Genomic DNA, 12,162 nt, shown 5'->3' with positions numbered 1-12,162 from the left:
ACTGTGCGGATACTCGCCGTGGGACTGGATGTCCTGCCAGGTGGCCTGCAGGCGCACGTGGACACCGCGCACGCCGGCGTCGGGAAGCAGGAAACGGATCAGGGAATCGGATTGGGCGGTCATCGGCTCACATCGCGCGGAAACAGGGACGGTTGCCGGATAATGCGCCGACAACCAGGCATAAGAAGGATGCACCAGTAATGGGGGCAGGGGGAGAGCAGGACAAGGTAGTGGCCGCCGCCGACACGGCGCCGCGTCGGCGCTGGCGCTGGAAGCGGCTGCTGTGGCTGCCGGTGCTGTTCGTGGCCTTCAGCTGCCTGCAGGTGCTGGTGCTGCGTTTCATCGATCCGCCGCTGTCCACGGTGATGGTCTGGCGTTTCGGCGAGGCACTGGGTGAAGGCGACTGGTCCTACCGGCTGCACTATCAGTGGCGGGACCTTGACCAGATGGCGCCGAGCCTGCCCATTTCGCTGGTGGCCGCGGAGGACCAGCGCTTCCCTGACCATAGTGGGTTCGACCTGCAGGCCATTGAAAAGGCGCGCGACCACAACGCGCGCGGTGGGCGCCTGCGCGGGGCCAGCACGATCAGCCAGCAGGTGGCCAAGAACCTGTTCCTCTGGCAGGGCCGCAGCTGGGTGCGCAAGGGCCTGGAGGTCTGGTACACGGTGCTGATCGAGGCGTTCTGGCCGAAGGCGCGGATCCTGGAGATGTACGCCAACATCGCCGAGTTCGGTGACGGGGTGTACGGCGCGCAGGCCGCCGCCCAGCAGTACTGGGGCAAGGACGCGGCGCGGTTGAGCCCGGCCGAGAGCGCGCGGCTGGCGGCGGTGTTGCCGGCCCCGCGGCGTTACAACGCGGCCCGGCCCGGCCCCTATGTGCAGCGGCGCGCGGCGTGGATCCAGCGGCAGGCGCGGCAGCTCGGCGGCAACGCCTACCTGGGCGAGGACTGAGCACGGCGCGTTCATGGCGGTGATGGCGCAGCTACAATCGCGGCCATGACATCCCAACGCCTGACCGTGGTCATCGCCGCCCACAACGAAGCCCTGGTGCTGCCGATGCTGCACCCGCGGCTGCGCGCGGCGCTGGACGGGCTGGACGACCTGCAGGCGCGGGTGCTGTACGTGGATGACGGCAGCACCGATGGCACCCATGCGGTGATGCAGGCGCTGGCCGCCGCCGACCCGAGCGTGGGCGTGCTGCGCCTGTCGCGCAACTTCGGCAAGGAAGCGGCATTGACGGCCGGGCTGGACTTCATCGACGAGGGTGCGGCGATGATCCTCGATGCCGATGGCCAGGATCCGCCGGAGCTGATTCCCGAGTTCGTGGCGCTGTGGCGCCAGGGCTATGACAACGTGTACGGCACGCGCCTGGAGCGCGATGGCGAGAACTGGCTCAAGCGCGGCACGGCGGCGTTGTTCTATCGGGTGATCGGGCGCCTGTCCAAGACCCCGATTCCGGCCGATACCGGCGATTTCCGCCTGCTGTCGCCGCGCGCGCTGCAGGCGATGGGCCAGCTGCGCGAACGCCACCGGTTCATGAAGGGCCTGTTTGGCTGGGTCGGGTTCCGGCGCACCGCGTTGCCCTACCACCGCCACGCGCGGCTGGTGGGCGAGAGCAAGTTCGGGCTCTGGCGGCTGTGGAATTTCGCGCTGGAGGGCATCACCGGTTTTTCGACCGCGCCGCTGCGGGTGACCACCTACCTGGGGCTGGCCGCGGCCGGCGCGGCGTTCGTGTTCGCGCTGTGGGTGATCGGCAAGGCCGCCCTGTACGGGGACCGGGTGGCCGGGTGGCCGACGATGATGGCCGCCATCCTGTTCCTGGGCGGGGTGCAGCTGATCGCGCTGGGCCTGATCGGTGAATACCTGGGCCGGCTGTATGAGGAATCCAAGCAGCGCCCGCTGTACCTGGTTGACACCTGGCATGCGCCGTTCGTGGCAGACTCGGGCCTGCATCCCATCGGTGGAGAGCAGCGAGATGACCACGGTACGACAGCTGTTGGAAGGCAAGTCCCCTGAGGTTTTCGCGGTCGCCCCGGACGCGGCGGTGATCGACGCGATCCGGCTGATGGCCGACAAGGGCATCGGCGCGGTGCTGGTGATGGAGGGCCGGCAACTGGTCGGCATCCTGTCCGAGCGCGATTACGCGCGCAAGATCGTGCTGCACGAACGCGCATCGCAGACCACGCAGGTGCGCGAGATCATGACCGCCAAGGTAGTGACCGTGGCCATGGCCGAGCAGGTGGAACACTGCCTGCAGCTGGTGACCGACTACCGCATCCGGCATCTGCCGGTGGTGGACGCCGGCAGTGTGGTCGGGGTGATCTCGATCGGCGACCTGGTCAAGGCCGTGATCGACGAGCAGGCGCAGAAACTGGATCAGTTGCAGCAGTACATCGTGGCCGGTTGAGCGACCTGCCCTGAGCGCTGGGTGCCGGCCGTGGGTTGGCACCCGGTCGGGACGCTGCACGGCCGGTTGCATGTGTACCGACCGACGGTGGACACCTACCGGGCGTAGCGGCCGCCGCAGTTGCTGTCCTTGCCCGGGCCGGTCTCGAGGGTGGCCAGCAGCGCGGCCGGCGGGGTGATGGTGCCCAGGGTCACGGCGATCGCGCCGCGGAGGCCCAGTGCCTTGAAGTCCGGGCGGAAGGAGGGATCCTTGAAGCTGCCGCCGATGCGCAGCGGCGAGCGCAGCGCGAGGATGCTGATGTCCTTCGGGCGCGGGCGCAGCAGCAGGTCCAGCTGTTCCTGCTTGAGGTCCACGGTGCCGCTGCCCACGATGAGGGTATCGGTGGTGTCGAAGGCGAGCGCACGCGAGGTCATCACGCCGTTGTCCACGCCAAAATCGCCGAACGCGCAGCGCAGCGGAATCTGCTTGTCGCCGGTGAACAGGAACTTCAGCGATTCGGCCACGTCCAGCCCGGCCAGTTCCATCACCAGGTTGCCGACGTGGCCGCGGCCGATGCCCAGCGCGACATTGCCGTCGGAACTGCCAAGCATGGCCGCCACCGAGTTGCCGCTGCCGGCCAGGTCCACATCGCCGCTGATGCCGCCGGCGGCCTGTTCGGCAAGCTTGGAATCGGGCATGAGCCTGCCCAGCTGGATCTTGCGCAGCGAGGCCTTCAACTGGGTGGAGATGGTGTCCTTGCGCGCATCCATGCGGACGGTGCTGCGGATATCGCCCCCAGCCACGCCGAAGTTGAGCGGCTCCAGCCGCAGCAGGCCGGCGTCGAGCTTGAGGTGGGCATCCATGTCGTCCAGCGGCAGCGACGGGGCATTGATGCGATGCGCCTTCCAGCGCACGTCGGCATCCATGGCGCGCAGCTTGGTCAGGTTGTAGGGCGTATCGGGCAGCACCTTGGCGCGCGCGGCCAGCGCGGCGGCCTGGGCCTTCTGCTCGGCGTTGGCGGTTTCGCCGGCCCCGGTGCGCGGCGGCGCGCCGATGAAGCCGGCCAGGTCGTCGAAGTCCAGGCGCTTGGACACCAGGTCGGCCTTGAGGAACGGACGATCGCCGCCGACGTCGATCTGCGCGGTGCCGGCCAGGTCGCTGTCGCCGGCGGTGCCGGTGAAGTCCTCGTAGCGCCAGATGTCGTTGTCGCGCTTGAGCCGGCCGTTGAGGCGGTAAGGCGGGGTGGACGGCATGGCCACGCCGATCAGCGGGAACAGGTCTTCCATGTCCTGGCCGCTGAGCATCAGCTGCAGGTTGAACACGCGCAGGGCGAAGGGATTGGTGAGGGTGCCGCTGGCGATGGCATGGGTGCCGCCGGCGCGACCGTCCAGGTGGATGCGGAAGGGGTGGTCGCTGTTGGTGAGTTCCAGCGGCGATTCGGTGTTGCCGTCCAGCGAGAAGGCATTGCCCTTCCAGCGGCCCTTGCCCTTGACCAGCAGCGGCGGGGCGCTGTCGGCGGTGCGCGGCTTGCCGCTGTTGAGGGCGACCAGCACGTCGGTGCGGCCGGCGGCGTCGAGGAACTGCAGGCGGCCGTCGTCGATGAGCAGGCGCTGCAATTGGGGTGGGTTGCCGGTGGAGGGGCCGAGGAAGTCCCAGTTGCCGGGGGTGTCCTTGCCGGGACCGGTTTCGAGCAGGAGGTCGGGCCGGGTGAGGCGAACTTCGGGGATATGGACCTGGCCGCGCAGGAGGGGCCAGACGCGGATGGCGATTTCGGCGCGGTCGGCACTGGCCATCTGTGGGGTCTTGGCCCACTCGGCATTGGCGAAGGTAAGGCGGTCGGCGCGGATGGTGGTGGTGCGGCCGAGGTCGACGTCGAGGTCGCCGTTGATATGGAAGGCGCGGCCGGTCTTGGCCTGGACGGCGCGTTCGACGGGGCCCTTGAACCAGTTCCAGTCCCAGAGTGCGATGAGCAGGAGGACGGCGGCGAGCAGGAAGACGAGAACGGCAAGGACGCGCTGGCCGCGCTTGCCGGGCCGCCGCCATTGCCATCGGCGGGCGCGGGGAGGAGGAGCGGGGGAGTCGGCGGTGTTCACGCGCTCCATCCTTCCCTGTTCATCGTGCAGGGGGTGCGAAGCATTGGTAAGGATGGTGTCAGGGTGGGGGTTTTTGTTTAGAAGCTTGACGGCAACGGCAACGGCAACGGCAACGGCAACGGCAACGGCAAGTGCAAGGGCAACTTCAAATTCAACGGCCTTGGCTGCTGGTGGCCCGGGAGGGCAGGGCGTGGGTGGGTTGGCGGGACACGCTGCAAGTACGTCCATGTAAGCTCGTCATACGCCATCCATGGCGTATGACCGGTCCCGCCAACCCACCCACGCCCCGCCTGGACAATGGGCCGGTGGGCAGGGGAAAGGCGGGTGGAACGAAGAGCCTTTTCCTCCTTTCCTCCACCCCCCTCCCACCAACATTGCTTTGTTGGCAATGTGGAAATGGGGAAATGGGGAAATGGGGATTGGGGAGAGGGGGTACGGAGGATCAAGCGTATTGCCTCGATCCCTCCGACAGCACTGAAACCCATCGCCGTTTCCGTGCGCCCCCCAGCCGATAGACGCGCAGGCGCAGGCTCTGGCTCGCGGTTTGGCCTCTGTTCTAGCTCTAGCTCTCGCCCTTGCTCGCGCTCTTAAAGAATCTGCGCAGTGACCGCAACGAAATGACAGACGCTGCCGCCGATGACGAACAGGTGCCAGATCGCGTGCGAGTAGCGGATCGATTCGCGGTGGTAGAAGTAGGTGCCCAGCGTGTAGGACAGGCCGCCGGCCAGCAGCCAGCCCAGGGTCCAGCCGTCGATCGAGGCCCACATCGGCTTGATCGCCACCACGACCATCCAGCCCATTGCGATGTAGATGATCGTGGACAGCAGCTTGAAGCGGCCCGTGTAGAACAGCTTGAACACCACCCCGGCCAGTGCCAGCGCCCAGATCGCGGTGAACATGCCCCAGCCCCACGGACCGCCGCGCAGGCCGATCAGCGTGAACGGGGTGTACGTGCCGGCGATCAGCAGGTAGATCGCGCAGTGGTCGAACACCTTCAGCCGGCCCTTGGCCACCGGGTGCTGGATCGCGTGGTACAGCGTGGAGGCCGTGTACAGCAGCAGCAACGCGACCCCGAACACGATCGCACTGGCCAGCTGCCAGCCATCGCCGTAGATCGCCGCCAGGGTGATCAACACCGCACTGGCGGCCAGCGCCGCTACCGCGCCCAGACCGTGGGTCAGGGCGCTGGCGATTTCTTCTCGTACCGAAGCAACTGTGGTCATGGCCATCGACGGTGCGGGGAGGGGGACCCGCTCCCCCCTATCATCGCCGCGATGGCGCGCGCATGCACGCGCGCCTGTTCAGATCCCCGCTTACGCCACCGAGATGCTGTGTGCCGCCTCGCGCGTGGCCGCAAAGCGCACGTCCGGCGCGCGCTCCTGCGCCAGCTGCAGGTTGACCCGCGTCGGGGCCAGGTAGACCAGCTGCCCGGCCGCGTCGATGCCCAGGTTGCTGGCGTTCTTTTCGCGGAATTCCTCCAGCTTCTTCTCGTTGCTGCAGGTGACCCAGCGCGCGGTGGTCACGCTGACCGGCTCGAAGGTTGCTTCCACGCCGTACTCGTCCTTCAGCCGGTAGGCGGCCACGTCGAACTGCAGCACGCCCACCGCGCCCAGGATCAGGTCGTTGCTCATCAGCGGGCGGAAGAACTGGGTCGCCCCTTCCTCCGACAGCTGGGCCAGGCCCTTCTGCAGCTGCTTGAGCTTGAGCGGATCGCGCAGGCGCGCGCGGCGGAACAGTTCCGGGGCGAAGTTGGGGATGCCGGTGAAGCTGACCGCCTCGCCCTCGGTGAAGGTGTCGCCGATGGAGATGGTGCCGTGGTTGTGGATGCCGATGACATCGCCGGGCCACGCTTCGGCGGCGATTTCACGGTCGCTGGCCATGAAGGTGAGCGCGTTGGCCAGCTTCATTTCCTTGCCGCTGCGCACGTGGAAGGTCTTCATGCCCGCCACGAAGCGGCCCGAGCACACCCGCATGAACGCCACGCGGTCGCGGTGCTGGGGGTCCATGTTGGCCTGGATCTTGAACACGAAGCCGGTCAGCTTGTTCTCTTCCGGCGCGATCACCCGGCCGGTGGTGGCGCGCGCCTGCGGCGACGGCGCGTGCTCGACGAAGAAGTCCAGCAGCGGCTGCACGCCAAAGTTGTTCACGCCCGAGCCGAAGAACACCGGAGTCTGCTTGCCGGCCAGGTAGGCCGCCACGTCGAACGGGTGGCTGGCGCCCTGCACCAGCTCCAGTTCGTCGCGAAGGTCGGCCAGCATGCGCTCGCCGATCTTCTCGGCCAGGCCGGGCGAGAAGATCGAGGGGAAGATGGTCGAGTCCTGGCGGGTGAAGTTGCGGCCCTGTTCGTACAGGTGCACTTCGCCGCTGATCAGGTGGACCACGCCCTTCAGGCGCTGGCCCATGCCGATCGGCCAGGTGACCGGGGCGCACTGGATGCCCAGCACGCTTTCCACCTCGTCCAGCAGGTCGATCGGCTCCTTGCCCTCGCGGTCGAGCTTGTTGATGAAGGTCATGATCGGGGTGTCGCGCAGGCGGCACACTTCCATCAGCTTGATGGTGCGCTCTTCCACGCCCTTGGCCACGTCGATCACCATCAGCGCCGAGTCCACCGCGGTGAGCACGCGGTAGGTGTCCTCGCCGAAGTCGGCGTGGCCGGGGGTGTCGAGCAGGTTGACGATCTTGCCTTCGTACGGGAACTGCATCACCGAGGAGGTGACGGAGATGCCGCGTTCCTTTTCCAGCGCCATCCAGTCGGAGGTGGCGTGGCGGGCCGCCTTGCGGCCCTTGACCGAGCCGGCCATCTGGATCGCGCCGCCGAACAGCAGCAGCTTTTCGGTCAGCGTGGTCTTGCCGGCGTCAGGATGGGAAATGATGGCAAAGGTGCGGCGGCGCGCAGCTTCGGTTGCGACTTCGGACATGGGCAGGGGCGCCCGCCCGGGGCGCTTTTCATGGAGATGAGCCGCTCAGTATAGCCGCGGGCGGCCACAGCCGGGGTCAGGGAGCCCCGGGCGTGCCGCCGGCAGGGTCCTCGCGGGCGAAGTGCAGCTCGCCCTGCGGGGCCACGATCCGCACCGGCAGTGAACGCAGCTGCATGCCGCGATTGGCCTGGACCACGAAGTGCAGGTGCGGGGCGGTGCTGTAGCCGGTGTTGCCGGACAGGCCGATGCGCTGGCCGGCCTCCACCCGCTGGCCGCTGCGCACCAGCACGCCATTGGCCTGCAGGTGGGCGTAGACGGCCATGCTGCCGTCCTCGTGCAGGATGCGGATGAAGTTGGCGCGCGCGCGATCGCGGACCGGATCGCGGCCGTTCTCATGGAAATTGCCCTGCACCTGCATCACCCGGCCCGCGCGTGCGGCCAACACAGGAGTGCCTTCGGCCAGGGCGAAATCGATGGCATCGCGGTTTTCCGCGTCGGTATGGCTGAAGCGCCCCTGCGGCGCCTGGGTCACCTGGAACCGCTTGGCGTCGAAAGGCAGGCGGTAGGGCACGTCCTGGGGCTGGGCGGCCGGGTCGCCGGGCACGGCCTCCAGCAGCAGGTCCAGGCGCGCCCCCTCGGCCGGCAGCTGCAGTTGGCTGACCACCACGCTGGCCGAACCGGCCAGCACCGACTGCAGCGGCAGGCCCGGCAGCGTCGCCGCGCCGGGCGGCTGGCGCAGCGCCACCTGGACCGGCCCGGGCAGGTGGTTGTCCACGCGCGCCTGCCAGCGGCTGCCGCCGCCCTCCAGGCGGACCGTGGCGATGCCGGCATCCAGCCCCGGTCGGGGGCGCGCGTCGGCCTGTTCGACCAGCCCCCAGCCGCCGCGCCAGTCCGGGGCGTTGGCGGCGGCGCCGGCCTGGGCGGCCAACGGGGCGAACAGCAGGGTCAGCAGCAACGTACGACGCATGGCAGGCCTCCGATGACGGTGGCGCGACTGTACGCAACCGCGTTCATTCAGGAAAGCCTGCAGGCGGGTGGGGCGGGCGGAACGGCGTGCATGAACGAAATATATATCTCTTCATGCCGATGAAGGGATTGACATGACCGGATGGGGCTGGCATCGTGGCTCCACCATCGAGACCGGCAGAGGGACAGGCCCTTTGAAGCCGGGGCAGCCCGCAGGCGCGAAAGCGACTGCGTAGGTGCCAAATCCTGCGGAGACCGTGGCGTCTTCCGAAAGATGGTTCGAACCGTGCACCGTGCGTGCGCTTCGAACGCGAGCTCCGCGAAAGCTCGATGGCCGTTTTCCTACTTTGGATACCGCCATGGGTTTTGCCACTGCCGCCGCCTCCCGTTCCTTCACCCCGGCCAGCGTCCCGCTGGATGCCGGCACGCACGCGGTGCGCGGTGAGATCGCCGCAGTGGTCAACATGCGCCACGCCGGGCCGCGCCCGGTGCGCCTGCGCTATGAGCTGGTGGGCCGGGCCGATGCGCCGGTGGTGGTGCTGGCCGGCGGCATCTCCGCGCACCGCCACGTGGCCGCCAACGCGGCGTTCCCGGAGAAGGGCTGGGCCGAGGACCTGGTCGCGGCCGGTCGCACGCTGGACCCGGCATCGCGGCGCATCCTGGCCTTCGACTTCATCGGTGCCGACGGCGCGCTGGACGTGCCGATCGACACCGCCGACCAGGCCGATGCGCTGGCCCTGCTGCTGGACCACCTGGGCATCGCGCAGTTGCATTGCCTGGTGGGCTATTCCTACGGCGCGCTGGTGGGCCAGCAGTTCGCGATCCGCCATCGCCAGCGCCTGCGCACGCTGGTGGCGGTGAGCGGCGCGCATCGGCCGCATCCCTACGCGGCGGCCTGGCGCGCGCTGCAGCGTCGCGCGGTTGCGCTGGGCCAGTTGCAGTGCGCCGACAACCTTGGCCTGGCACTGGCCCGCCAGTTCGCGATGCTCAGCTACCGCACCCCGGAGGAATTCGGCGAGCGCTTCGATGCGCCGCCGGAGCTGGTCAACGGCCGCGTGCGCGTGGCCGCCGAGGACTACCTGGACGCGGCGGGCGCGCAGTACGTGGCGCGCACGCCGGTCGATGCCTATCTGCGCCTGTCCGAATCGATCGACCTGCATCGGATCGACCCGACCGACCTGCACGTGCCGACCGTGGTGGTGGCCGTGGAGGGCGACCGCCTGGTGCCGCTGGCCGACTGCGTCGGGCTGGTCGAAGGGCTGGGCCCGCGCGGCAGCCTGCGCGTGCTGCGCTCGCCCTACGGGCATGACGCCTTCCTCAAAGAAACCGATCGCATCGACGCGATCCTCGCCAACGCCATCCGTCCCCTGGGAGAAACCGCATGAGCCAGTCCACTGCTGCCGAGCCGACCTGTAGCCGCGTCACCGCCGCCGTGCGTGCCGGCATCGACCGCGATACCGCCCACGGCGCGGTGACCCCGCCGATCGTGCTGTCCTCCAATTTCAGCTTCGACGGCTTTGGCAACAAGCGCCAGTACGACTACACCCGCAGCGGCAATCCCACCCGCGACCTGCTGGGCGAGGCGCTGGCCGAGCTGGAAGGCGGCGCGGGCGGGGTGATCACCTCCACTGGCATGGGCGCGATCAACCTGGTGCTCAACGCGCTGCTGCAGCCCGGCGATACGCTGGTGGTGCCGCATGATGCCTACGGCGGCAGCTGGCGCCTGTTCAACGCGCTGGCCAAAAAGGGCCACTTCGGCCTGGTCACCGCCGACCTCACCGACCCGCGCTCGCTGGCCGATGCGCTGGCCCGTTCGCCGACGCTGGTGTTGATCGAAACCCCGTCCAATCCGCTGCTGCGCATCACCGACCTGCGCTTTGTCATCGATGCCGCGCACAAGGCCGGCGCCCGGGTGGTGGTGGACAATACCTTCCTGTCGCCGGCGCTGCAGCAGCCGATCGCCTTCGGTGCGGACGTGGTGCTGCATTCCACCACCAAGTACATCAACGGGCACAGCGATGTGGTGGGCGGGGCGGTGATCGCCCGCGAGCCGGCACTGCACGAGCAGCTGGTGTGGTGGGCCAACGCACTGGGCCTGACCGGCTCGCCGTTCGATGCGTTCCTGACCCTGCGCGGCCTGCGCACGCTGGGCGCGCGCCTGCGGGCGCACCAGGAAAACACCGCCGAGGTGGTGGACCTGCTGGTGGCCAGCGATGCGGTCGCCAAGGTGTATTACCCGGGCCTGGCCGACCACCCCGGGCATGCCATCGCCGCGCGCCAGCAGGACGGCTTCGGCGCGATGCTGTCCTTCGAACTGGCGTCCTGCCCGGGCGATGACCCGCACGCGGCGGTGCGGGCGTTCGTCGATGGCCTGCGCTGCTTCACCCTGGCCGAATCGCTGGGCGGGGTGGAAAGCCTGGTCGCGCACCCGGCCACGATGACCCATGCGGCGATGACGCCGGAGGCGCGCGCGCATGCCGGCATCAGCGAGGGCCTGCTGCGCCTGTCGGTGGGCATCGAGTCGGCCGCCGACCTGGTGGCCGACCTGCAGGCCGGGCTGGAACGCGCGCAGGCGGTGATCGACCTGCAGGCCACTGTGGCGCGGCGCAAACAGGTGGATGCATGAGCGCGGTCGCGCCGTTGCCGTTGCTGGCCGCGGGCGAGCGGCGGCTGGCGCTGTTGGGCACGGGGACGGTGGGCAGCGCATTCGTGCACCGCTACCAGGCCCTGCAGGCGCGGGGCCTGGTGCTGCCGGCGTTCGCCTGGCTGGCCAATTCGCGCACCGCGCGCGCCTGCGCCCAGGCACCGGCGCTTGAACTGCTGCAGGCCAACCTGGCCGCGCGCGGCGTGCCGGCGCAGCAGCCGTGGGCCGATGCCGAGGGCCTGCAGCGCGGCGACGTGGTGGTGGACGCCACCGCCAGCGACGAGGTGGCCCACTGGCACCCCCAGTGGCTGGCGCGCGGCGTGCACGTGGTCACCGCCAACAAGCTGGGCCAGGGCGCCCAGTTGGCGCGCGCGCAGGCCATCGCCGACAGCGGCCAGGGCGGTGCGGCGCATTACGGCGACAGCGCCACGGTCGGGGCCGGGCTGCCGCTGCTGAGCAGCCTGCGCGCGCTGGTGGCTGGCGGCGACCGCATCCATCGGGTGGAAGGCGTGCTGTCCGGGTCGCTGGCCTGGCTGTTCCATCACTACGACGGGCAGCGCGCGTTCTCCACGCATGTGCGGGACGCACTGGCCGCCGGCTACACCGAGCCGGACCCGCGCGTGGATCTGTCCGGTGAGGACGTGCGCCGCAAGCTGCTGATCCTGGCGCGGGCCAGCGGCATCGCGCTGGGGGCCGGGCAGGTGCAGGTGGACTCGCTGGTGCCGGCCGCGCTGGCCGCGCTGTCGCCGGTCGAGGCGCTGGCCGCGTTGTCGCAACTGGATGCGCCGCTGCAGCAGCGTTGGCAGCAGGCGCGCGACCAGGGCGGCTGCCTGCGATTCGTCGGCGGCTTCGACCACCACGGTGCATCGGTGGGGCTGCGCATCCTGCCACTGGACCATCCGCTGGCCGGCGGCGCGCAGACCGACAACCGCGTGGCCATCCACAGCGACCGTTACCTGGCCCAGCCGCTGCTGATCCAGGGCCCCGGCGCCGGCGCGGACGTGACCGCCGCCGCCTTGCTGGACGACGTGCTGGCCATCGCGCGGCAACGGTAGTGCCGGCCGCTGGCCGGCTGCCCGCGGCGCAATTCAAGCCCCCCCGTAGTGGCGGGCCCCGGGCGGGCGGGGGAGGCCGCCAGCCCCCCCCCCCCGCGCGC

The 12,162-nt window shown here is 69.5% G+C and carries 10 protein-coding genes, 1 pseudogene and 1 riboswitch; of the genes and pseudogenes, 6 read left to right on the top strand and 5 right to left on the bottom strand.

Annotated elements, in window-relative coordinates:
• Positions 1-123: pseudogene (locus RSA25_RS16825) on the bottom strand (Hsp33 family molecular chaperone HslO); the annotation flags it as partial.
• A 77-nt stretch (positions 124-200) separates the two neighbouring features.
• Between RSA25_RS16825 and mtgA the strand changes: the two are divergent.
• From mtgA to RSA25_RS16810, 3 genes are read left to right on the top strand one after another with little or no spacing between them, the layout of a single operon-like run.
• Entirely contained in the window at positions 201-950 is a 750-nt protein-coding gene (mtgA, locus tag RSA25_RS16820) for a monofunctional biosynthetic peptidoglycan transglycosylase (RefSeq protein WP_332809991.1), read from the top strand.
• 45 nt (positions 951-995) lie between these two features.
• Positions 996-2,015, top strand: coding sequence for a glycosyltransferase family 2 protein (locus tag RSA25_RS16815; RefSeq protein ID WP_332809990.1), 1,020 nt, complete (start codon positions 996-998; stop codon positions 2,013-2,015).
• A complete protein-coding gene (locus RSA25_RS16810; protein ID WP_332809989.1) occupies positions 1,975-2,406 on the top strand; it encodes a CBS domain-containing protein in 432 nt (143 codons plus the stop codon). Before RSA25_RS16815 ends, RSA25_RS16810 begins: the two co-directional genes overlap by 41 nt.
• Positions 2,407-2,501: 95 nt before the next feature.
• Here RSA25_RS16810 and RSA25_RS16805 read toward each other — a convergent pair whose 3' ends face one another.
• From RSA25_RS16805 to RSA25_RS16790, 4 genes are all read right to left on the bottom strand, one after another.
• Positions 2,502-4,487: an AsmA family protein gene (locus RSA25_RS16805; protein WP_332809988.1), complete on the bottom strand. Its 1,986-nt coding sequence runs from the start codon at positions 4,485-4,487 to the stop codon at positions 2,502-2,504.
• Between the two features lie 578 nt (positions 4,488-5,065).
• On the bottom strand, positions 5,066-5,707 hold the full coding sequence (locus RSA25_RS16800; RefSeq protein WP_332809987.1) for a hemolysin III family protein: 642 nt from the start codon (positions 5,705-5,707) through the stop codon (positions 5,066-5,068).
• A gap of 84 nt (positions 5,708-5,791) precedes the next feature.
• Positions 5,792-7,396 carry a peptide chain release factor 3 gene (locus RSA25_RS16795; protein ID WP_332809986.1) on the bottom strand — a complete coding sequence of 535 codons (1,605 nt, stop codon included), beginning with the start codon at positions 7,394-7,396 and terminating at the stop codon, positions 5,792-5,794.
• Positions 7,397-7,472: 76 nt separating this feature from the next.
• Positions 7,473-8,363, bottom strand: a complete 891-nt coding sequence (locus RSA25_RS16790) for a M23 family metallopeptidase (protein ID WP_332809985.1) — start codon at positions 8,361-8,363, stop codon at positions 7,473-7,475.
• 161 nt (positions 8,364-8,524) lie between these two features.
• A riboswitch (SAM riboswitch) is annotated at positions 8,525-8,643 on the top strand.
• 78 nt (positions 8,644-8,721) lie between these two features.
• Here RSA25_RS16790 and RSA25_RS16785 point away from each other — a divergent pair.
• Genes RSA25_RS16785 through RSA25_RS16775 form a run of 3 tightly spaced genes read left to right on the top strand, consistent with a single transcriptional unit; the run spans position 8,722 to position 12,061 of the window.
• Complete coding sequence (locus RSA25_RS16785; protein WP_332809984.1) at positions 8,722-9,747, top strand: homoserine O-succinyltransferase; 1,026 nt, start codon at positions 8,722-8,724, stop codon at positions 9,745-9,747.
• A complete protein-coding gene (locus RSA25_RS16780) occupies positions 9,744-10,988 on the top strand; it encodes an O-succinylhomoserine (thiol)-lyase (RefSeq protein ID WP_332809983.1) in 1,245 nt (414 codons plus the stop codon). Before RSA25_RS16785 ends, RSA25_RS16780 begins: the two co-directional genes overlap by 4 nt.
• Complete coding sequence (locus RSA25_RS16775; protein WP_332809982.1) at positions 10,985-12,061, top strand: homoserine dehydrogenase; 1,077 nt, start codon at positions 10,985-10,987, stop codon at positions 12,059-12,061. Before RSA25_RS16780 ends, RSA25_RS16775 begins: the two co-directional genes overlap by 4 nt.
• The last annotated feature ends 101 nt before the right edge of the window (positions 12,062-12,162 follow it).

The organism is Stenotrophomonas sp. (genome assembly GCF_036662295.1).
In the GTDB taxonomy this organism is placed as follows: domain Bacteria; phylum Pseudomonadota; class Gammaproteobacteria; order Xanthomonadales; family Xanthomonadaceae; genus Stenotrophomonas.
The sequence above is the reverse complement of the archived record's forward strand: the minus strand, read 5'-3'. Positions and strand labels throughout refer to the sequence as shown.

Coding starts and splice junctions, on each gene's coding strand:
- mtgA (WP_332809991.1), top strand. CDS start 201: ATGGGGGCAGGGGGAGAGCAGGACAAGGTAGTGGCCGCCGCCGACACG.
- RSA25_RS16815 (WP_332809990.1), top strand. CDS start 996: ATGACATCCCAACGCCTGACCGTGGTCATCGCCGCCCACAACGAAGCC.
- RSA25_RS16810 (WP_332809989.1), top strand. CDS start 1,975: ATGACCACGGTACGACAGCTGTTGGAAGGCAAGTCCCCTGAGGTTTTC.
- RSA25_RS16805 (WP_332809988.1), bottom strand. CDS start 4,487: ATGGAGCGCGTGAACACCGCCGACTCCCCCGCTCCTCCTCCCCGCGCC.
- RSA25_RS16800 (WP_332809987.1), bottom strand. CDS start 5,707: ATGGCCATGACCACAGTTGCTTCGGTACGAGAAGAAATCGCCAGCGCC.
- RSA25_RS16795 (WP_332809986.1), bottom strand. CDS start 7,396: ATGTCCGAAGTCGCAACCGAAGCTGCGCGCCGCCGCACCTTTGCCATC.
- RSA25_RS16790 (WP_332809985.1), bottom strand. CDS start 8,363: ATGCGTCGTACGTTGCTGCTGACCCTGCTGTTCGCCCCGTTGGCCGCC.
- RSA25_RS16785 (WP_332809984.1), top strand. CDS start 8,722: ATGGGTTTTGCCACTGCCGCCGCCTCCCGTTCCTTCACCCCGGCCAGC.
- RSA25_RS16780 (WP_332809983.1), top strand. CDS start 9,744: ATGAGCCAGTCCACTGCTGCCGAGCCGACCTGTAGCCGCGTCACCGCC.
- RSA25_RS16775 (WP_332809982.1), top strand. CDS start 10,985: ATGAGCGCGGTCGCGCCGTTGCCGTTGCTGGCCGCGGGCGAGCGGCGG.